Source organism: Aeromicrobium terrae (assembly GCF_008039565.1).
Taxonomy (GTDB): domain Bacteria; phylum Actinomycetota; class Actinomycetes; order Propionibacteriales; family Nocardioidaceae; genus Aeromicrobium; species Aeromicrobium terrae.
The window spans coordinates 270,641-290,976 of the sequence record NZ_VDUX01000004.1; the positions used below are offsets into that span (position 1 = coordinate 270,641).

Sequence of the window (20,336 nt, forward strand, 5' to 3'; positions counted from 1 at the left end):
AGTGCCCGGCGAGCGCCAGCGAGCTCGGGTGTATCGAGACCACCTCGTCCGACGTGGTCTCGATACGCCGCTCGTTCCTCGCGGCTACTCGACCACCGAGAAGCTCGGAGATCACTGATGACCGACGTGACCCGCTCGGAGTACTGCGCCGTTGCGATCGCCGACTGCTTCGCCGACGACGGGGAGATCATGGGCAGCCCGATGGGTCTGCTCCCGACGCTCGGCGCGCGGCTGGCCAAGAACACGTCGAACCCGCTGCTGATGCTCACCGACGGCGAGGCCCGGATCCTCAAGGGCACCCCGCCGCTCGGGCAGAGCGCGGACGTCGTCGAGGGCTGGATGCCGTTCCGCCTCGTGCTCGAGGCCGTCGTCCCCTACGGCAAGCGCCACGTGATGATGGGCGCCACCCAGATCGACCGGCACGGCAACCAGAACATCTCCGCGATCGGCCCGTGGGAGAAGCCGACCCGTCAGCTGCTCGGCGTGCGCGGCGCCCCCGGCAACACCGTCAACAACCGCACGTCGTACTGGGTGCCCAAGCACTCCGAGCGCGTCGTGGTGGAGCAGGTCGACATCGTCTCCGGCGTCGGCCGGGCTCGTGCGGAGGCGGCAGGCAAGGCGGCCACGCGCTTCCACGACGTCCACCGCCTCGTGACGAACCTCGGCGTCTTCGACTTCAACGGGCCGGACCACACCATCCGTCTCCTGTCGGTGCACCCCGGCGTCTCGGTCGACGACGTCCGCGCCGCCAGCGGCTGCGAGATCCACGTCGACGGCGACGTGCCGGACACCCGCACTCCCACCGACGAGGAGCTGCTGCTGATCCGCGAGCTGCTCGACCCGAAGGGCCTCCGCGAGCGCGAGGTGCCCAGTGATTGACCAGCTGCTCCGCACGCCGCTCACCGAGCTGACCGGCGTCCGCCACCCGGTGGTGCAGACCGGCATGGGCTGGGTCGCCGGCCCGAGCCTGGTCAGCGGCACCGCGAACGCGGGCGGCCTCGGCATCCTCGCGTCGGCCACGATGACGCTGCCCGAGCTGGAGCAGGCGATCCTCGAGGTGAAGTCGCGGACGGACCAGCCGTTCGGCGTGAACCTCCGCGCCGACGCCGCCGACGCCCCGGCCCGCTGCGACCTGCTGATCGAGCACGGCGTGAAGGTCGCGTCGTTCGCGCTCGCCCCCAAGCCCGAGCTGATCGCGAAGCTCAACGAGCACGACATCGTCGTCGTCCCGAGCATCGGCGCACCGAAGCACGCGGTGAAGGTCGCGTCGTGGGGCGCGGACGCCGTGATGATCCAGGGCGGCGAGGGCGGCGGCCACACCGGCTCGGTCCCCACCACGCTGCTGCTCCCCACGGTTCTCGACGCCGTCGACATCCCGGTCATCGCGGCCGGTGGGTTCTTCGACGGGCGCGGCCTCGCCGCAGCCTTGGCGTACGGCGCGGCCGGCGTCGGCATGGGCACACGGTTCCTGCTGACCGCCGACAGCCGTGTCCCCGACGCGGTGAAGCAGCGCTACCTCTCTGCAGGCCTGGACGACACCGTTGTCACCAAGAAGGTCGACGGCATGCCGCACCGGATGCTGCGTACCGAGCTGGTCGAGGACGTCGAGGGCACGTCCGGCCTGCGCCGCCTGATCCCGACCGCCCGCCGCACGCTCGAGTTCAAGCGGATGGCCGGCATGAGCTGGAAGCAGCTCGCCGTCGACGGCCGTGCGATGCGCAAGGAGCAGGGCCGCACGCTCGGCCAGATGGCGCTCGCCGCCAACACTCCGATGATGCTCAAGGCCGGTCTCGTCGACGGCGACCCGACCGCCGGCGTCCTCGCGTCCGGCCAGGTGGTCGGCGTCATCGACGACCTCCCCACGTGCGAGGAGCTCATCGACCGCGTCGTCACCGAGGCGGCGGCTGCCCTGCGCCGGATCGGCGACTACGCCGTCTGAGCGGCCCCCGGGCCCTCCAGCAGCTCCACGTCCGCGGCGTGCATCGGCTCGCCGCAATGGTCGCACCTCAGGTCGACGTGGCTGATCTCGCCGCACGCGAGATGGCGGTGCAGCACCGGCGGACCAGCCTTGCCCGCCAGCCACGTGTCACCCCAGCGCGTCATCACGAGCAGGACGTCGACGAGGTCGGCGCCCTTCGTGGTGAGGACGTACTCGTAGCGCGGCCTGCGGTCATACGGGCGCCGCTCGAGCACCCCCTCGGAGACGAGGTGGTTGAGGCGCTCGGTCAGCACCTTTCGTGAGATTCCCAGGTCCGCCTGGATCTGGTCGAACCGGTTCATGCCCACCCAGACGTCCCGCAGGATCAGCGGCGACCAGGGCTCGCCGATCACGTCGAGGGTCCGGGCGATCGAGCAGGCCATGTCGCCGAAGCTGGTGCGTTGCATGAAGCCAATCTACCACCCAGGGTTCCCTCAAGGAACTTTCGATGCTACGGTCTTGGAGTCTCTTGAAGGAACTCGGAAGGAACTACGATCATGAGCAAGGTCATCGCAGGACTGTCGGTCTCGGTCGACGGCTTCATCACGGGCAAGGACCCGCGACCCGGTCACGGCCTGGGCGACGCGGGGATGCTCTTCGACTGGTACGGCGACGGCGACGTCCCCAGCCAGGTCTTCGACGGCTTCCGCCTGAGCGCACGCAGCGCGGAACTGTTCGACTCCCTCGCCGCTCGGGTCGGCGCCAGCCTGATGGGTCGCAAGACCTACGACGACTCCGAGGGCTTCGGCGGCGGCGGACCGCACCCGACGGCGTCGGTCGTCGTCCTCAGTCATCGTCCGGCGCCGATGTCGAGCGACCGGCAGACGTTCGTCTCGTCCGGCATCGAGGACGCGGTCGCGGCGGCCAAGGAGGCCGCCGGCAGCAAGGACGTGGGCCTGATGGGCGGCGAGCTCGTCACCGCGGCCGTCGAGGCCGGTCTGGTCGACGAGATCGTGCTGCACCAGATCCCGGTGCTGCTCGGCAGTGGCCGGCGGTTCTTCAACGCTCTTCCCGAGCACGTCCGGTTGCGTATCCTCGAGGTCGTCCCGGCGCCCGGCGTCACTCACCTGCACTACGAGGTCCAGCGATGAGCACCATGGCCACCGACGAGCAGATCCAGCAGCTGGCCGCGACGGCCAAGCCGTTCAGCGTCGCCCTCCTCTCCTGGGCCGACGGCCGGCACCAGGACGGCGCCGACGCGATCGAGCGCGAGCACCAGCGCCGCATGATCGGCATGCACCTCGACGGCACCATCGCCGTCCTGTGTCCGGTGCCGTCCGGGCCCCTGGCCGGGGTCGCGGTGATGACGAAGGAGGTCGACGAGGCCACCGAGATCATGGCCGCCGACCCCTGTGTCCAGGCCGGGATGATGACCGTCGAGGTCCACCCCTGCGTCGGGTTTCCGGGGGACACGATTCCCGGGTGATCGCCCCGTGATTGTCGGTGGCGCGTGCTAGCGCGACCTGCAGAAAACCCTGAAGCCACAGGGTTTTCCACTGGTATTCGAACGCTCGTTCGAGTAGAGTGGGAGCATGTTCGGGGGAACGACCACCACCATCGCGGCGATGCGTGACGCAGCGCGGGCGATGACGTCGGTGGCGGTCTCCACCGCCGACGAGCTCCGGGCCCTGGCCGCCGCACGCGACGCGATCGAGGCCGCGATGTGCGAGCGGCTGGCCGAGATGGACCAGACCAAGGCGCACGAGGACGAGGGTGCGTCGTCGATCCGGACGTGGGGTCGCCGTGAGCTGCACCAGGACGCCGGTCGCACGGCTGCGATGGTGCGTGCCGCGTCGACGTTCCGGGATCTGCCGGCGGTGGCTGTGGCGGCTCGGGCGAGCCAGATCAGCTTCGAGCACGTCCAGGCGTTCACGTTCGCGCTCAAGCACGTCGGGCGTGCTGAGACCATCGCGTTGGCCGAGCCGTTGCTCGACGTGGCGAAGACTGTCACGCCCGGTGAGCTGTTCGCGAAGGTCCGTCAGGCCAAGGCCGTGATCCACGGCGAGGACCTGGACAAGGCCTGGCTGCGTGGGATGGCCAAGCGCGACCTCAAGATCACCCGCTGCGGCGACGGCTGGCACGTGACGGGTTTCCTGGACGTGGAGACCGGTGCCAAGCTCAAGACGATCCTGACCAACCTGTCCGTCCCGCGTGACGCCGGCGATGAGCGCAGCCCGGCCGAGCGCCGGATGGATGCCCTCGACGACGTCTGCACCAGCGTCCTGGCGAACGGTCTGCCGGCCGACAACGGCACCAAGCCGCACGTCTTCGTCACCGTCGAGGCCGACACATTGCAGGCCATGGCCGACGAATCCGCCGCCCGCGCCTTGGACCTGGATCTGAAGCCGGCGCACCTCGAAGGGTTCGGCCCGATCGGACCCCAGCTCCTCGACCACCTCCTCTGCGGCGCCGAGATCACCCCGATCCTCATCAAGACCATCGGCGCCAACACCGAGGTCCTCGACGTCGGCCGCACCGAGCGCTACGCCACCCTCAAGCAGGCCACGGCCATCCGCCTCAGACAAGGCGGCGTGTGCGCTTCCCCCGGATGCCACCACCCCATCGCCCACCTCCACCACGAACGATGGTGGTCACAAGGCGGCCCCACCGACCTCGACAACCTCATCGGGTTGTGTCGAAAATGCCACACCCTCGTCCACACCGGACAGCTCCAGCTCACGGGCTAGCGCGGCACGTACTTCAGCACCACCGCACCGGAGGTGAACTCGGTCCGGTCGACGAGCCGCAGGTCGACGACCCGCGACAGGCCTCCGAACAGGTACGGGCCGTGGCCGGCGATGCGCGGGTGCACGATGACGTCGTACTCGTCGATGAGCCCCAGCTCGGCCAGGGCGGTCGGCAGCGTGACGCCGCCGGTGGCCAGTCCGTTGCCCGGTTCCTCCTTGAGCTCCCGCACCGCGGTCTCGAGGTCGCCGCGCACGAGCTCGGCGTTCCAGTCGACGCTCTCCAACGTGCTCGACACGACGTACTTGGGCGTCTCGGTGATGATCGGCGCGAACGACGCCATCCAGTCGGGCATGTCCGGCGACGGGTCTCGCCAGCCGTCCTCCATCAGCTGGTAGGTGATGCGCCCCAGGATGAGCGCGTCGGCCTGCTCGACGCCGCGCTCGGAGTACTGGTGCATCTCCGCGTCGACCATGCCCTCCCGGTGGTCGCAGCATCCGTCCAGCGTGACGTTGATCGAGTATCGAAGCGGCCGCATGGAGCGAGGCTAGTCGTCACGTCCGGGCCGGTCACTCGTTCTACAGTGAGAACGCGTTCTACCAGGAGGCCTCATGCGCCGCGCCCTCGTCCTCGTCACCGCCCTGCTGGCCAGCCTCGCCCTCGTCGCACCCGTGGCGCCGGCGTCGGCCGAGCCGCTGCCGGTTCCGTACAGCTTCCTGCCGAACGCGCTCTTCGGCGGCGCACCGAACGCGGATGCACGCGGAACGAACGACTGGACGTGCAAGCCCACCGCCGAGCACCCGCGGCCGGTCGTGCTCGTGCACGGAACCTTCGGCAACCGCGCGACGAACTGGCAGACGTACGGACCGCTGCTGAAGAACAACGGCTACTGCGTCTTCGCCCTGACCTACGGCGCGCTCAAGGCCCCGTACCCGGTCAGCGCGCTCGGCGGGCTCGGCGACATGCGGATCAGCGCCCAGCAGCTCGGGGACTTCGTAGACGAGGTCCTGGCCGCGACCGGCGCCACGAAGGTCGACCTCGTCGGCCACTCCCAGGGCACGCTGATGCCCAACTACTGGGTGAAGTTCCTCGGCGGCGCGTCGAAGGTCGGCTCGTACATCTCGCTCGCCCCGCTCTGGCACGGCTCCAGCATCCCGGTGCTGCCGCAGCTCACGAAGCTGTTCAACCTCGACCCCGACGCGGTCCCGCTCTGCGCCGCGTGCGGCCAGATGGACCCGGGCTCGAGCTTCATCAGCGAGATCCAGGACGGCGGCGCCGCGGTCCCGGGCGTCACCTACGTCAACATCATGACCAAGTACGACGAGCTGGTCCGGCCCTACACGAGCGGCATCGAGGACGGGATGACGAACATCGTCCTGCAGGACGGCTGCAAGCTCGACTACACCGAGCACTTCGAGATCGCCGCCGACCGCAACGCGACGCTCTACGTCCTCAACGCCCTCGACCCGGCCCACCCGCGGCCGATCCGCTGCACGCTGACCCTGCCGTTCATCGGCGGGCTCTAGTCGTCCTCGATCACCGAGTTCGGGCGGAAGGACACCGGGTCGCCGCGACGCGTGGGGCGGACGAGCTCGAAGCCGCCGGTGCGGACGAGCACCTGCTCGCCGGGGGCGTCGCGCAGCAGCTCCTCCGCGCACGACGGGTGCAGCGGCGGGAAGGCAAACAGCAGCGCTGCAGCCTCCTCCGCGGAGCCGACGAACGCGACCGGCCACGTCAGGGACTTTCCGCAGCTGCCGCAGATCCGGCTGAGAGCGCACTGGATGGCGCGCTTCTTCACCACGCCGGCGTCGACGGTCCCGTCGTCGCGTTGCTGGGCGAAGAGCTGCGTCGTCATGCCGCCGAGCTCGACCAGTGCCCCAGCTCCGAGCGGGCGCGGGGGCGCTCCTCGTCCTTCAGGCGACGGCCGCGCTGCTCGCCGCGGGGAGCGGTGGGCGGCGGGTCGTGGCTGGTCAGCTTGTCCGGGAGCGACAGCTTCATGATCGTCCGCAGCACCTGCATGTACTGACGGCCCAGCGGGCCGGTCGTGTACGGGATGTCGTAGCGCTTGCACAGGTCCTTCACCTTCACCGCGACCTCGGCGTACCGGTTGCTCGGCAGGTCGGGGAACAGGTGATGCTCGATCTGGTAGCCGAGCTGACCGGACATCAGGTGCGTCAGCTTGCTGCCCTCGAAGTTCGCCGAGCCGAGCATCTGGCGGAGGTACCACTCGGCGCGGGTCTCGTCCTCCAGCTCCTCCTCGGTGAAGTGCACGGCACCGTCGGGGAAATGGCCGCAGAAGATCACCAGGTACGCCCACACGTTGCGCATCAGGTTGGCGGTGGCGTTCGCGGTCAGCGTGCGCAGCCAGAACGGGCCGGTCAGTGCGGGGTAGACGATGTAGTCCTTGAGCGCCTGCTTGCCGACCTTCTTGTAGATCTGCTTGAGCTGACGCTTCAGGACCTTCGGGTTCTTCTCGCCCTTGCGGATGGCGCCGATGTCGAGGTCGTGCAGCGCGACGCCCCACTCGAAGAACAGCGCGAGCAGCGCGTTGTAGACCGGCTGGCCGAGGTTGACCGGGTGCCACTTCTGGTCGCGCGTCATGCGCAGGATGCCGTAGCCGATGTCGTTGTCGTGACCGATGACGTTGGTGAACTGGTGGTGGATGTAGTTGTGCGAGTGCTTCCACTGCTCGGCCGGCTGCGTGGTGTCCCACTCCCAGTTGCTGGAGTGGATCTCCGGGTCGTTCATCCAGTCCCACTGGCCGTGCATCGTGTTGTGGCCGATCTCGATGTTCTCGAGGATCTTCGCCGAGCCGAGCATCACGGTGCCGAGCAGCCAGGCGGGCGGGAAGAAGCTCGCGAACAGCGTGATGCGGCCGGCCGCGGCGAGGCGGCGCTGGATCTTGATGATCCGCAGGATGTAGTCGCGGTCGGCCTGGCCGCGCGACTCCTCGATCTCCTTGCGGATCTGGTCGAGCTCGCGGCCGATCGCCTCCACCTCCTCGTCGGTGAGGTGGGTGTACTCGCGCACGTCGGAAAATGCCATGAAGAATCCTTGGGTTGGTCTAGAGCTCGAGCGTGCAGTCGCCCACGGGGACGCAGATGCACGTCTGGATGTATTGCTGCGGGTTGTCGTGCTCCTCGCCGCTGCGCAGGTCGCGGACCTTGCCCTCGGCGAGCGGGACGTCGCAGGTGTGACAGATGCCCATGCGGCAGCCGAACAGCATGTTGATGCCGTTCGCCTCGCCGGCCTCGAGCAGCGTCGTGGCGCCGTCGACCTCGAAGCTCGGCCCGTCGACGCCGAACGTCACGGTGCCGCCGGTCTCGCCGTCGGCGTCGAGGTTGAGGGTGAAGCGCTCGACGTGGAGGTGGTCGCGCAGGTCGTGCTCCTCGTAGTGCTCGATGGTCGCATCGAGCATCGGCGCCGGCCCGCACGCCCAGGTCTCGCGCTCCTTCCAGTCCGGACAGACGTCGTCCAGCTGGTCGGGCGTGAGGATGCCGTCGGCCTCGGTGAACCGCTCGTAGAGCGTGAAGGCGTCCTGCTCCTCCGACAACGACCGCAGCTCGGCGCGGAACATCATGTCGTCCTCGTGCAGGGCGGAGTACGCCATCACGACGTCGGGCATCGACTGGCGTCGCGCCATCGTGCGCAGCATCGACATCACCGGGGTGACGCCGCTGCCGCCGACGAGGAAGAGCATCTTGGCCGGCGGCGGGTCGGGCAGGATGAAGTTGCCCTGCGGTGCCGCGAGCCGCACGATCGTGCCGGGCTTCACGCCGTTCACGAGGTGGTCGGAGAGGAAGCCCTCCGGCATCGCCTTGACGGTGATGCTGACGGTGCCCCCGCTCCGCGTCGGCTCGGACGACAGCGAGTACGAGCGCCAGTGGAACTTCCCGTCGACCTCGACCCCGATGCCGATGTACTGGCCCGGCTGGTGGTCGAACCGCCATCCCCACCCGGGTCTGATCACGATCGTCGACGCGCGGTCGGTCTCCGGGATGACCTCCTCGATCCGGCCGCGCAGCTCGCGCGCGGTCCACAGCGGATTGAGCAGCTTCAGGTAGTCGTCGGGTGACAAGGGCGTCGTGAGTGCCTTGCCGGCGGTCCGGACGCGCTTGAGCAGCGTGGACTTCTCGATGAGCGGTTCCGCCACGCGACCTCCTCGGGACGATGTCTGTAACTAGCCGTTACATCCACCGTCACACCGGAGTCCGGAGGCAGCAAACCGAGAGCGGATCTCGTCCTAGGAGGGGCCGGAGATCAGGCTCGAGACCTGCTCGGCGATCGCGCGCCGGACGTCCACGACATCGGCGCCGGTGGCGTCGGCCATGAACTCGCCGAAGATCAGCCAGCCGAGCACGGTGACGCCGGCGACCGAGGTGGACACCGCGCCCTCGCCCTCCGCGTCGCGCCAGAGTCCGGAGAACAGCTCGGTCGTCGACGCGGTGCCGGGCACGGCCGCCTCCGGGCTGTCGAGCACGGCGTGGACGAGGGTGCGCCAGTACGACGGGCGCGCGGCCAGCAGGTCGAGCAGCTCGGCGACGACATCGGCGCCGGCCTCGCCGCTCGTCGGCAGCCCGGACTCGACGACGGCGGAGACCACCGCGTCGGCGTCGGCCGCGAGCATCTGCTCGAGCACGTCGGCCTTCGTGCCGAAGTGCCGGTGCACCAGCGCGTGGTTGACGCCGGCGCGGGCGGCGATGTCGCGCACCGAGAAGCCGTCCGGCCCGCGCTCGGCGACCAGGGCGCTGGTGGCGGTCAGCACAGCGGAGCGAACCTGCTCGCGACCCCGAGGCTTCGTCATGCGCAAAGCCTACCCAGAACTGTAACCAGACGGTTACACTCCCGGACATGCGTCGAGCCCTCGCCGTGGCCACCGGCCTGCTGCTGGCCCTCTCCCTCGCCAGCCCGTCGTCAGCGGACGACAGTCCGTCGCTCAGCCTCCCGCCGATCCCGGCGATCAAGGGGCTGCCGATCCCGTCGCTGCCCACGGACCTCCTCGTCCCCTCGTTCATCGGCAAGGCCGCGACGCGCCAGCCGCTCGCCAGCCCGGTGAACCCACAGAACCCGTGGCTGTCGAACAACGACACCAACTCGATGCACAACGACGCGTACGCCTCCGACGCCTACAAGGTCAGCGGCCCGCTCGGGCGGCGGCTGAAGATCAAGTCCGCGTCGTACGGCGTGCGTGAGTGCGCGACCATCGCGTTCGACTCGCGCGGTCGCATCGTCGGCCTGTGCGGCGGGCTCGAGGGCTTCTCGATGATGGTGATCAACCCGCGGACGCTCAAGCCGATCTCCGAGATGCGCACGTCGGCGCGCAACCTGCTCACCAGCGCCAACCCGTTCACCGACATCTGCGGCGGCACCTACTTCTTCCTCGATGACGACAACGTCGCCTACCCGACCACGGCCGACCGGTCGATCCTCAAGATCAAGGTCCCGTTCACCGGCAAGCTCGTGAAGCAGCAGGAGTGGTCGCTCAAGAGCGTCGTGCCGTCCGGCGACTGCCTGATCGCGACGATGCCCGACTGGGACGGCCGGCTCTGGTTCTTCACGCAGCAGGGCGTCGTCGGCACGCTCGACCGGACCACCGGCGCGGTGCAGGCCATGCACCTGCCGGCCGGCGAGGAGGTCACCAACTCCGTCGCCACCGACGAGGACGGCGGCATGTACGTCGTCTCGACCCACGCGCTCTACCGCCTCGACGCCGACGCCAATGACGTCCCGGCCGTCACGTGGCGTGAGGTCTACGACCGCGGCACCCGGTTGAAGACCGGCAACCTGTCGCAGGGGTCCGGCACCACGCCGACGCTGCTCGGCGACCGGTGGGTGGCCATCAACGACAACGCCGACCCGCAGACCAACGTGCTCGTCTACGACCGTCGCGTCGGCGTCGCGAACCGGCTCCACTGCGCGCAGCCGACGCTCGCCCCGAACGCCGGCACCACCGACAACAGCCTCGTGGCCGCGGGGAACTCGTTCATCATCGAGAACAACTACGGGTACGACGGTCCGGTCAGCACGATCCTCGGCAAGACCAGCACGCCCGGTCTCGCGCGGGTCATGGTCGACGACGACGGCTGTCACGTGGCGTGGACGAACGACTCCATCGCGCCCAGCTCGGTGGCCAAGGCGTCGCTCGGCAACGGGCTGCTCTACGCGTACACGAAGCCCGCGACCCTCAACGGCCTGCCGAACCTGTTCGACGCCTGGTACTTCACCGCGATCGACATCCGCACCGGCAAGACCGTCTGGAGCCGGCTGACCGGTACGGGCATCCAGTGGAACAACCACTACGCGGCGATCTACCTCGGCAAGCGCGGCGTCGCGTACATCGCCACCCTGGCCGGCCTCGTCCGGATCTCCGACGGATGAGGACGGTCGTCGTCAGCGGTGCCGCCAGCGGGATCGGCGCCGCGACCACGGCGCTGCTCCGGGACCAGGGCGACCGCGTCATCACCGTCGACCAGCGTGACGCCGACGTCGTCGCCGACCTCTCGACCGTCGCGGGACGGGGCGAAGCGGTGGCCGCCGTCCAGGAGCTGACCGACGTCGTCCACGGCGTCGTGCCGTGCGCCGGCGTGGCCGGGCTGACCGGGGTCGACCCGGCGCTCGTGGTGTCGGTGAACTACTTCGGCGCCGTCGAGCTGGTGCGCGGGCTGCGGCCGCAGCTCGCCGCGGCCGACGGCGCGAGCGTCGTGCTGCTCGCGTCGAACTCGATCACCTGCCAGCCCGGCTGGCGCGAGTCCGTCGCCGACCTCTGCCTCGCCGACGACGAGGCCGCCGCCCGCGCCGACGCCGCGCAGACCGAAGCCGTCCACGTCTACCCCGCGACGAAGGCCGCACTCGCCCGCTGGGCCCGGCGCGAGGGCGTGACGGAGGACTGGATCGGCCAGGGCATCCGGCTCAACGCCGTCGCCCCCGGGATGATCGCGACCCCCATGACGGACCAGCTGCGCGAGGACCCCGAGCTCGGCGTCTTCGCCGACGTCTACCCCACCGCCGTCGCCCGCCCCGGCCGCCCCGAGGAGATCGCCGCCCTGATCGGCTTCCTGCTGTCGGACGCCAGCAGCCTGATGGTCGGCTCCGTCGTCTACGCCGACGGCGGCACCGACGCGATCATGAACCCGTGACCCACCCACCGGTGGTCGAGTAGCGGAGGCCGCCCGCGGCCGACGCGTATCGAGACCACGCCTGGCGTCAAGTGGTCTCGATACACCTCCAGCTCGCTGGCGCTCGCGGAGGCACTCGACCACCGGTCATTGGGCCTGTCGACATGACCTTGCGTCACGTCCTTTCGACAAGCTCAAGGCCCGTGGCTCACCCCAGCCTCGGTGGTCGCCGACGCGTATCGAGACCACGCCTGGCGTCAGGTGGTCTCGATACACCTCCAGCTCGCTGGCGCTCGCGGGCGCACTCGACCACCGGTCATTGGGCCTGTCGACATGACCTTGCGTCACGTCCTTTCGACAAGCTCAAGGCCCGTGGCTCGCCTCAGCCTCGGTGGTCGAGTAGCGGAGGCCGCCCGCGGCCGACGCGTATCGAGACCACGCCTGGCGTCAAGTGGTCTCGATACACCTCCAGCTCGCTGGCGCTCGCGGAGGCACTCGACCACCGAGCTGCGTCAGCGGGACTCGACGTACTTCTTCAGACCCTTGGTGCCGGTGTCGAGGGCGCCCTTGAGGACGCGCTTGAGGATGAAGCCGGGGAGCGGGACCTTGACGTCGACCTCGAGGTCGAGGTGCACGTGGGTGCCGCTGCCGGACGGGGTCAGCGTGTACGCGCCGTTCTGCTTCGACTGGAACGAGCTGGAGACGAGAGTCCAGGACACCGACCCGGGCTCGTCCCACGTGTAGTCGGTGACCTCCTCGTCGCTCATCCCGGCGGCGCTGACCTTCGCGCGGACACGGTTGGGTCGTCCGTCGGGGTGCCGCGACTCGACCTCCGCCGACTGGTGCGAGCCGGACCGCTCGGGGAGGTCCTCGACCGCCGCGATCGCGTCCAGGACCTGCTCAGGGGTCGCGTCGATGTCGATGTCACTGCTGCCGCTGACTGCCACGCGCGTCACCGTACTCCGCTGACGCGGGTCCCGAGGGCGGGTTGCAGCCAGCGACCGACGAACGCGCGGAGCTCGTCGGGCGACCGCGGCGTCGCCGGCGGGTGCTGCAGGAACGAGACCATCAGCCGCATCATCAGCTCGGCGAGGTCGTCGAGCTCGTCGTCGCCGATGCCGAACGCCGACCAGTCGAGCGAGAGGTTCCGCAGGATCCGTGAGCCGAGCTCGACGCCCACGGCCGACGTGACGCCGTGGCCGAACAGGCTCTGGTCGTCGGCCTCGAGCAGGATGCCGATTCGCGGGTCCTTCGGGATCTCCCGCAACGAGAACAGCATCGACTCGGTGAACACGTCGAGCGGCGTCTCGGCCGACGCGAGGTGCGCCTCCATCCGGGCGACGAAGTCGGCGGCGCCGGTCTCCGCGACGGCGGTGAGCAGGTCGGTCAGGTTCGGGAAGTAGCGGTAGACGGTCTGCCGGGTGACGCCCACCTCGGCAGCGACGTCGGACAGCGTCGTCTTCGGCACCCCCATCCGCGCGATGCACCGCGTCGCCGCGTCGATCAACCGCTCGCGCGCCAGCTCCTCGGTGCGCGGCGGGTCGCCCTGCCAGCCGTGGTGCCCCATCAGGCGGTCACCGGCACGCGCCGCCGGGTCCGGTACAGCGCGACGAGCACGGCCGTCGACGCGACGAAGCACGCGATGACGTACCAGCCGCTGCCGATCGGGGTGCCCTCGACCGTCAGGCCGTCCGCCGCGTCGAGGAAGTCCGGCAGCGCGGACAGCCAGAACACGGCGTGCGCCACGAGGAACGCGGCCGGGAAGATCGCGGCGAACCGGCTGAGCGGCTCGGTCGCCGGTTCGCGCGCGTCGCGGAACAGCAGCCAGCCGCCGACCAGCCACACCAGGCCGAGCTCGATGCCGATCACCCACGCCTGGGCCGTGTGGTTCGGGGAGTCGCCGCCGAAGATCCCCGACGGGATGCCGCCGACCAGCATGCCGAGCGGAGTGAGCACGCCGGCCACGACGGTGCGCCAGGCGATGGACCCGCCGGACCGCTGCTTCCCGTCGCCCACCAGCCGGAGCACGAGGTAGGTCATGAACGCCAGCGAGACCGACGCGAACAGCAGCATGCTCGTCATCGGCACCGAGGCGAACATCGGGTGGCTGACGTCCTGGTTGTCGTCGTTCCATGCCCACCACTTCAGCTGCGGGCCGAGGTGGTCGAAGATCTCGTAGAACACCTGCGAGACGAACGCGACGCACACGGCGCCGACGAGCGGGCCGCGCCGGGCGAAGATCCCGAACCCGCGCACCACCTCGTACGCGAGCGCGGTGATCGCCGGGTAGAACGCCACGATGTACAGCGGCAGCCGGTCGTACATGAACTGCACCGTGAACTCGTTGTGGGCGAAGATGAAGCCGTAGATGTCGTCGAGGCCGAACCACTCCGGGAAGTACAGGGGCGGCTCGGTGACGGCCAGGTAGCAGAGCGACGCGAACCAGAGCGCGAGGTTGATCGGGTCGCCCTGGCGGTAGCGGCGCACGGCGTGGACGAGCGCGAAGATCGCGCCACCGATGATCAGCACCTCGAGCACCGGCTGGGTCCAGCTGTAGAGGTCGAACGGGTCCCGCACCGAGACGACGGTGCTCACGTCGTGGCAGCTGAAGCCGAGCTGCTGGGTCAGGGCGTCGGCGGCGTCGTCGCAGGTGGCGCTCACGAGGCTGCCTTCGGCGTGTAGTCGTCAGCCGGCGGGTCCTGCATCGGGTCGAAGCCGTACGGGATGGTCGTGCGCCCGAGCCTGGACCGCACCACCTGGCGGGCCAGGCCGTAGAGGACGCGCGGGCTGCGGAACATGTCGCCCAGCGACTCGTCGAGGTTGAAGACCTTGGCGAAGTGCTCGTCGATGACGTCGTCCTCGCGCGCGGCGCTGGTGATGAGCTGGAACGCCTTGCCGCCGGCGTAGGTGGAGAGGCGCTGCCGCCAGCGCGACACCGTCTCGGTGCCCTCGCCGCACTCGTACCCCTGGTCGCGCGCCATCGCCATCGTCCACGGCACCTTGAGCAGCGCGACCTGGTCCTTGGTGAACCGCTGGGCGAAGCCGCGGTCGAGCGTCGGCACCTTCTCCAGCGACTGCTTGAGCAGCACGGCCGACATCGATGCCGAGCTCATCCCCTGCGCGTAGAACGGGTTGAACGCGCAGATCGAGTCACCGACGAACACCAGCCCGGCCGGGCCGTTGACCTTGTCGAAGCGACGCCACACGTTGCCGGTGGAGCGGGTCAGGTGCACCTCCGACGTCGGCGTGCTCTGCTCCATCGCCGCCGCGAACAGCGGCGTGCGCAGCCGCTTGGCCGAGAGGGTGAAGTCCTCGACGGTGCGCGGCATGTCCAGGCCCCACGAGCCCATGCAGGCGATGGCGCGGTTGCCGTCGATCGGGAAGAAGTTGGAGAGGTAGGAGTGCTCGTCGGGCTTGTCCGGGCTCGGGTCGAGCGTCGGCATGATCACGATGTGCTTCCACCACCACGACTCCGGCCGCTCCTCCTCGGACGGCAGGTCGTACCAGCGCGAGATGTACGTGACCTTCGCGTCGAGCGTCTTGACCGGCGGCTCGGCCCACCCCTTCTCGGCGAGCCACGACATCACCGACGACCCGCGGCCGAGCGCGTCGACGACGAGGTCGGCGGCGATCCGCTCCTGCAGGTCCGAGCCCTGCTGCAGCAGCACGCCGGTGACCGACCCCTGGTCGAGGTCCAGTCCCTGCACCGTGACGTCCTCGCGGATCGTCACGTTGGGCAGCGCTCGCACCTTGTCGCGCAGCACCCGCTCGATGAGCACGCGGGACGTGTAGATCATCGTCATCGCCGACGCCTTGCGCGCTGCCCAGCCGTCCTCGTTGAGGTAGGCGGCGTCGAGCGACGGGTTCAGCAGCATCCCGCCGCCGGCGATCAGGTCGTCCTCGAACCCGGGGAACAGCTCGTTGATGGCGCGCCGGCCGCTGTTGAGCATGAAGTGCGGGTGCTTGCTCTGGGGCACGCCGCGCCGGTGCTGCGCGTCCGGCGGGAGGACGTCGCGCTCGAGCACGACCACCTCGTCGAAGTGCCGCGCGAGCGCTCCGGCGGCGCACAGCCCCGCCACGCTTCCCCCGAGGACCACCGCTGACCTGCCGAGCATCGGCGCACCTCATTCATACAGATTTTCCGCGTGTGTATGAATGTAGGGAGGTTGCCCGACCCTGTCAACGGCCGTGGTCTCGATACGCGTCGGCGACCACCGAGGCTGGGGTGAGCCACGGTCCTTGAGCTTGTCGAAAGGACGTACGCAAGGTCATTTCGCCAAGCTCAATGACCGGTGGTCGAGTGCGCCCGCGAGCTGGGCGTGTATCGAGACCACCTGGCGTCAGACGTGGTCTCGATACGCGTCGGCCGCAGGCGGCCTCCGCTACTCGACCACCGAGGCTGAAGCGAACCACGGTCCTTGAGCTTGTCGAAAGGACGTGACGCAAGGTCATGTCGACAAGCTCAATGACCGGTGGTCGAGTGCGCCCGCGAGCGCCAGCGAGCTGGGCGTGTATCGAGACCACCTGGCGTCGGACGTGGTCTCGATACGCGTCGGCCGCAGGCGGCCTCCGCTACTCGACCACCGAGGCTGAGGCGAACCACGGTCGAGTGCGCCCGCGAGCGCCAGCGAGCTGCGTGTATCGAGACCACCTGGCGTCGGACGTGGTCTCGATACGCGTCGGCCGCAGGCGGCCTCCGCTACTCGACCACCGAGGCTGAGGCGAGCCACGGACCTTGAGCTTGTCGAAAGGTCTCAGGTCATTTCGACAGGCTCAATGACCGGGCTAGAGGCGCTCGAGGATGGTGACGTTGGCCTGGCCGCCGCCTTCGCACATGACCTGGAGGCCGTAGCGGCCGCCGGTGCGCTCGAGCTCGTTGAGCAGGGTGGTCATCAGGCGGGTGCCGGTGGCGCCGATCGGGTGGCCGAGCGCGATGCCGCCGCCGTTGACGTTGACCTTCTCGTGCGGGACGTCGAGCTCCTGCATCCAGGCCAGCACGACGGACGCGAAGGCCTCGTTGCACTCGAACAGGTCGATGTCGTCGACGCTCATGCCGGCCTTCGTCAGCGCGTGCTGCGTCGCGGTGATCGGGCCGGTGAGCATCCAGACCGGGTCGTCGGCGCGGACCGAGAGGTGGTGGACGCGGGCGCGCGGGGTGAGGCCGTGGTCCTTCACCGCCTGCTCCGACGCGACGAGCATCGCGCTCGCCCCGTCGCTGATCTGGGACGCGACGGCGGCGGTGATCCGGCCGCCGGGAGCCAACGGCTGCAACGCCGCCATCTTCTCCAGCGACGTCTCCCGCGGCGTCTCGTCGACGGCGAAGTCGCCGACGGGCGCGATCTGCGACTCGAACCGGCCGTCGGCGATCGCGGCCCGTGCCCGCTGGTGCGACGCCAGCGCGAACGCCTCCATGTCCTCGCGGCTGATGGCCCACTTCTCGGCGATCATCTCGGCGGAGCGGAACTGGCTGACCTCCTGGTCGCCGTACCGCGCGAGCCAGCCGGGTGACTCGGCGAACGGCGTCGTGAACCCGTACTGGTCGGCGACGAGCATCGCGGCGGAGATCGGGATGGCGCTCATGTTCTGCAGGCCGCCGGCGACGACGAGGTCCTGCGTCCCGGACATCACGCCCTGGGCGGCGAAGTGCACCGCCTGCTGCGACGACCCGCACTGGCGGTCGATCGTCACGCCGGGCACGTGGTCGGGCAGCCCGGCCACCAGCCACGCGGTGCGCGCGACGTCGCCGGCCTGCGAGCCGATCGTGTCGCAGCAGCCCATGACGACGTCGTCGACGGCGCCGGGGTCGATGCCCGTGCGGTCGACGAGCGCCTTCAGCACGTGGCCGCCGAGGTCGGCGGAGTGGACGGACGCGAGCGAGCCGCCGCGCTTGCCGACCGGCGTGCGGACGGCGTCGATGATGAATGCTTCAGCCATGTGAGGCGATCCCTTCGAGAAGGATGGAGAGGTACTGAGTGGCGACCTCGTCGGCCGACAGCTCGCCACCGGGGCGGTACCAGCTGACGGCGACCCAGACGGTGTCGCGGAGGAAGCGGTAGACGAGCTCGACGTCCAGGTCGGCGCGCAGCTCGCCGGCATCGACGGCCTCGCGGAGCAGCCCGGTCCAGAGCTTCTGGAAGCGCTTGTTCCGCTCGATGAGGTACGCGAACCGGTCGAACGTGGCGAGGAAGTCGGCGTCGTTCTGGAAGATCGCCACCTCGCTGTGGTGCGCGTCGATCGCGGCGAACGACGCGCGCACGACGGCGTCGAGCTTCTCCAGCGGCGAGCGGTCGCTCGCGACGATCTCGTCGTACTGGTCGAAGAGCTGCTGCTGGAACGTGTCGAGCAGCTCGTCGACCATCGACTCCTTGGAGTCGAAGTGGTGGTACAGCGAGCCGGAGAGGATGCCGGCCGCGTCGGCGATGTCGCGCACCGTGGTGTTGCGGAACCCACGCTCGGCGAACAGCTTCCCCGCAATGGCGAGGAGCTCGTCGCGGCGCGTCGTCGTCGAAGCCTCAGGCATGTTGGCTGCTCACGGAGACGACCTCGCCGGTCAGGTAGGTGGAGTAGTCGGACGCGAGGAACACCATCACGTTGGCCACCTCCCAGGGCTCGGCGGCCCGGCCGAACGCCTCGCGCTGCTTGAGCTCGGCCAGCAGCTCGTCGCTGGTGACCTTGGCGAGGAACGGGTGCATGGCCAGCGACGGGGCGACGGCGTTGACGCGGATGCCGTGCGGGGCGACGTCGAGGGCAGCGCAGCGGGTGAGCGCCATGACGCCGGCTTTGGCCGCGGCGTAGTGCGCCTGGCCCTCCTGCGCCCGCCAGCCGATGACCGACGCGTTGTTCACGATGACGCCCTTCGTGCCGGCGTCGCGCATCCGGGTGCCGGCGGCGCGGATGCAGCGGAAGGTGCCGGTGAGCGTGATGTCGAGGACCTTCGACCACTCGTCGTCGGTCATCTCGAGGACGTCCGCGGTGCCGCCGAGGCCGGCGTTGTTGATCATCACGTCGACGCCGCCGTGCTCGTCGGCGAGGTCGAGCAGCGCCTGCACCTGCGCCTCGTCGGTGACGTCGACGACGAGCGAGTGCACCCGGTCGGCGCCGAACTCTGCACCGAGCGCCTCCTGTGCCTCGGCCAGCCGACGCTCGTGGGTGTCGCTGATGACCAGCGCCTTCGCACCCTCCTCGAGCGCGCGTCGGGCCACGGCGGCACCGATGCCGGCGCCGGCCGCCGCGGTGACAACGACGACCTTGCCCTTCAGCAGGTCGTGACCCGGCACGTAGTCGGGCGTGGACTGCTCGGGTCGCATCACACTCACGGGCGGGGCTCCTTGGGGAGGCCGAGCACGCGCTCGGCGAGGATGTTCTTCTGCACCTCGTCGCTGCCGCCGTAGATCGTGTCGGCGCGGGAGAAGAGGTAGAGGTTCTGCCAGCGGTCGAGGTCGTACTCGGCACTCTGCGTGGTGAGCGAGCTCTTGCCGCGGACGTCCATGGCCAGCTCACCGAGGCGGCGGTGCCAGGTGGCCCACACCAGCTTGGCGACGTTGTCGGCACCCGGCGTCGCGGCGGTGAGCGAGCGGATGGCGTTGACGCGCATCACCTCGAACTCGGCGCTCTGCGCGGCCAGCCGATCGCGGAGCACCGGGTCGCCGAGGGCGCCGTTGCTGCGGGCGAGGTCGATCAAGTCGTTCAGCTCGCGCTCGAACCCGACCTGCTGGCCGAGCACCGAGACGCCGCGCTCGAAGCCGAGCAGCGCCATCGCGACCTTCCACCCGTCGCCGGGCTCCCCGACGACGAGGTCGGCGGCCGTGCGGGCGCCGGTGAAGAAGACCTCGTTGAACTCGTGGCCGCCGGTGATCTGCTTGATCGGGCGGACGTCGACGCCCTCCTGGTCGAGCGGCACGAGCAGGAACGACAGCCCCTGGTGCCGCGACGACCCAGGCTCGGTGCGGGCGAGCACGAAGATCCAGTCGGACTTCTGCGCCCACGACGTCCACACCTTCTGGCCGTCGATGACCCACTCGTCCCCGTCGAGGACGGCCTTGGTGCTGACGGCCGCGAGGTCGGAGCCGGCGCCGGGCTCGGAGTAGCCCTGGCACCAGAGCTCGTCGACGGTGCGGATCGTGGGGAGGAAGCGCGCCTTCTGCTCGTCGGTGCCGAACGCGATGAGCGTCGGCCCGAGCAGCTGCTCGCCGAGGTGGTTGACGCCCTCGGGCGCGTCGGCCCGGGCGTACTCCTCGTGGAAGATCGCCTGCTGCGCGAGGCTGAGGTTGCGGCCGCCGTGCTCCTCGGGCCAGCCGAGGCAGGTCCAGCCGTGCTCGGCGAGGAGCTTGTTCCAGGCGCGACGTTCCTCGTACGCGGTCTCGCCGTCGCCGGTGCTGCCGACGCCGCGCAGCTCGGCCCACTCGCCGACGAGGTGCTCGGCGAGCCAGGTGCGCACCTCCTCGCGGAAGGTGTCGTCGGCAGCGCTCACATGCGGTAGCCTACCAAGCAATTGCTTGTTTGGGATACGCCCTCGCCCCGGTGGTCGAGTAGCCCGTGAGGAACGAGCGGGCGTATCG

The 20,336-nt window shown here is 69.6% G+C and carries 22 protein-coding genes; 8 read left to right on the forward strand and 14 right to left on the reverse strand.

Annotation, left to right across the window (positions count from 1 at the left end; genetic code table 11):
- Positions 1-117: 117 nt before the first annotated feature.
- Positions 118-879, forward strand: coding sequence for a CoA-transferase subunit beta (locus FHP06_RS10365; protein ID WP_147686457.1), 762 nt, complete (start codon positions 118-120; stop codon positions 877-879).
- Positions 872-1,939, forward strand: a complete 1,068-nt coding sequence (locus FHP06_RS10370) for an NAD(P)H-dependent flavin oxidoreductase (RefSeq protein WP_147686459.1) — start codon at positions 872-874, stop codon at positions 1,937-1,939. Before FHP06_RS10365 ends, FHP06_RS10370 begins: the two co-directional genes overlap by 8 nt.
- Here the strand turns inward: FHP06_RS10370 and FHP06_RS10375 are convergent.
- Complete coding sequence (locus FHP06_RS10375) at positions 1,927-2,385, reverse strand: winged helix-turn-helix transcriptional regulator (RefSeq protein ID WP_147686461.1); 459 nt, start codon at positions 2,383-2,385, stop codon at positions 1,927-1,929. The two genes, FHP06_RS10370 and FHP06_RS10375, sit on opposite strands and share 13 nt — an antisense overlap.
- A 90-nt stretch (positions 2,386-2,475) precedes the next feature.
- Between FHP06_RS10375 and FHP06_RS10380 the strand changes: the two genes are divergently transcribed.
- From FHP06_RS10380 to FHP06_RS10390, 3 genes are all read left to right on the forward strand, one after another.
- Positions 2,476-3,069 (forward strand): dihydrofolate reductase family protein, encoded by a 594-nt coding sequence (locus FHP06_RS10380; protein ID WP_147686463.1) that lies wholly within the window; start codon positions 2,476-2,478, stop codon positions 3,067-3,069.
- Complete coding sequence (locus FHP06_RS10385; RefSeq protein ID WP_147686465.1) at positions 3,066-3,404, forward strand: hypothetical protein; 339 nt, start codon at positions 3,066-3,068, stop codon at positions 3,402-3,404. The genes FHP06_RS10380 and FHP06_RS10385 overlap by 4 nt, the downstream gene beginning before the upstream one ends.
- Positions 3,405-3,510: 106 nt before the next feature.
- Positions 3,511-4,665, forward strand: a complete 1,155-nt coding sequence (locus tag FHP06_RS10390) for an HNH endonuclease (protein ID WP_147686467.1) — start codon at positions 3,511-3,513, stop codon at positions 4,663-4,665.
- Here the strand turns inward: FHP06_RS10390 and FHP06_RS10395 are convergent.
- Positions 4,662-5,201 (reverse strand): dihydrofolate reductase family protein, encoded by a 540-nt coding sequence (locus tag FHP06_RS10395; RefSeq protein ID WP_147686469.1) that lies wholly within the window; start codon positions 5,199-5,201, stop codon positions 4,662-4,664. The genes FHP06_RS10390 and FHP06_RS10395 overlap by 4 nt on opposite strands.
- Before the next feature lie 73 nt (positions 5,202-5,274).
- Here FHP06_RS10395 and FHP06_RS10400 point away from each other — a divergent pair, with 73 nt between their 5' ends.
- Positions 5,275-6,189, forward strand: a complete 915-nt coding sequence (locus tag FHP06_RS10400; protein WP_147686471.1) for an esterase/lipase family protein — start codon at positions 5,275-5,277, stop codon at positions 6,187-6,189.
- Here the strand turns inward: FHP06_RS10400 and FHP06_RS10405 are convergent.
- From FHP06_RS10405 to FHP06_RS10420, 4 genes are all read right to left on the reverse strand, one after another.
- The gene (locus FHP06_RS10405) at positions 6,186-6,518 is read right to left on the reverse strand and encodes a hypothetical protein (RefSeq protein WP_147686473.1); all 333 of its coding nucleotides are present in this window, start codon (positions 6,516-6,518) and stop codon (positions 6,186-6,188) included. The genes FHP06_RS10400 and FHP06_RS10405 overlap by 4 nt on opposite strands.
- Entirely contained in the window at positions 6,515-7,708 is a 1,194-nt protein-coding gene (locus FHP06_RS10410; protein ID WP_147686475.1) for a fatty acid desaturase family protein, read from the reverse strand. Before FHP06_RS10410 ends, FHP06_RS10405 begins: the two co-directional genes overlap by 4 nt.
- A 19-nt stretch (positions 7,709-7,727) precedes the next feature.
- On the reverse strand, positions 7,728-8,816 hold the full coding sequence (locus FHP06_RS10415) for a ferredoxin reductase (RefSeq protein ID WP_147686477.1): 1,089 nt from the start codon (positions 8,814-8,816) through the stop codon (positions 7,728-7,730).
- Positions 8,817-8,906: 90 nt separating this feature from the next.
- The gene (locus tag FHP06_RS10420) at positions 8,907-9,467 is read right to left on the reverse strand and encodes a TetR/AcrR family transcriptional regulator (protein ID WP_147686479.1); all 561 of its coding nucleotides are present in this window, start codon (positions 9,465-9,467) and stop codon (positions 8,907-8,909) included.
- A gap of 47 nt (positions 9,468-9,514) precedes the next feature.
- Between FHP06_RS10420 and FHP06_RS10425 the strand changes: the two genes are divergently transcribed.
- Together FHP06_RS10425 and FHP06_RS10430 are read left to right on the forward strand one after the other, a co-directional pair.
- Entirely contained in the window at positions 9,515-11,041 is a 1,527-nt protein-coding gene (locus FHP06_RS10425) for an NHL repeat-containing protein (RefSeq protein WP_147686481.1), read from the forward strand.
- Complete coding sequence (locus FHP06_RS10430) at positions 11,038-11,799, forward strand: SDR family oxidoreductase (RefSeq protein WP_147686483.1); 762 nt, start codon at positions 11,038-11,040, stop codon at positions 11,797-11,799. The genes FHP06_RS10425 and FHP06_RS10430 overlap by 4 nt, the downstream gene beginning before the upstream one ends.
- A 491-nt stretch (positions 11,800-12,290) precedes the next feature.
- Here FHP06_RS10430 and FHP06_RS10435 read toward each other — a convergent pair whose 3' ends face one another.
- The 8 genes from FHP06_RS10435 to FHP06_RS10470 all read right to left on the reverse strand — a co-directional run bounded on the left by FHP06_RS10435 (position 12,291) and on the right by FHP06_RS10470 (position 20,248).
- Complete coding sequence (locus FHP06_RS10435) at positions 12,291-12,725, reverse strand: SRPBCC family protein (protein ID WP_147686485.1); 435 nt, start codon at positions 12,723-12,725, stop codon at positions 12,291-12,293.
- A 5-nt stretch (positions 12,726-12,730) separates the two neighbouring features.
- The gene (locus FHP06_RS10440; protein WP_147686487.1) at positions 12,731-13,345 is read right to left on the reverse strand and encodes a TetR/AcrR family transcriptional regulator; all 615 of its coding nucleotides are present in this window, start codon (positions 13,343-13,345) and stop codon (positions 12,731-12,733) included.
- On the reverse strand, positions 13,345-14,439 hold the full coding sequence (locus FHP06_RS10445) for a hypothetical protein (protein ID WP_147686489.1): 1,095 nt from the start codon (positions 14,437-14,439) through the stop codon (positions 13,345-13,347). The genes FHP06_RS10440 and FHP06_RS10445 overlap by 1 nt, the downstream gene beginning before the upstream one ends.
- A complete protein-coding gene (locus FHP06_RS10450) occupies positions 14,436-15,893 on the reverse strand; it encodes an NAD(P)/FAD-dependent oxidoreductase (protein WP_147686490.1) in 1,458 nt (485 codons plus the stop codon). Before FHP06_RS10450 ends, FHP06_RS10445 begins: the two co-directional genes overlap by 4 nt.
- Before the next feature lie 670 nt (positions 15,894-16,563).
- Positions 16,564-17,712 (reverse strand): acetyl-CoA C-acetyltransferase, encoded by a 1,149-nt coding sequence (locus FHP06_RS10455; RefSeq protein WP_147686491.1) that lies wholly within the window; start codon positions 17,710-17,712, stop codon positions 16,564-16,566.
- On the reverse strand, positions 17,705-18,298 hold the full coding sequence (locus FHP06_RS10460) for a TetR/AcrR family transcriptional regulator (protein ID WP_147686492.1): 594 nt from the start codon (positions 18,296-18,298) through the stop codon (positions 17,705-17,707). Before FHP06_RS10460 ends, FHP06_RS10455 begins: the two co-directional genes overlap by 8 nt.
- Positions 18,291-19,085: an SDR family oxidoreductase gene (locus FHP06_RS10465; protein WP_147686722.1), complete on the reverse strand. Its 795-nt coding sequence runs from the start codon at positions 19,083-19,085 to the stop codon at positions 18,291-18,293. The genes FHP06_RS10460 and FHP06_RS10465 overlap by 8 nt, the downstream gene beginning before the upstream one ends.
- A 5-nt stretch (positions 19,086-19,090) precedes the next feature.
- Complete coding sequence (locus FHP06_RS10470) at positions 19,091-20,248, reverse strand: acyl-CoA dehydrogenase family protein (RefSeq protein WP_187271891.1); 1,158 nt, start codon at positions 20,246-20,248, stop codon at positions 19,091-19,093.
- Between the last annotated feature and the right edge of the window lie 88 nt (positions 20,249-20,336).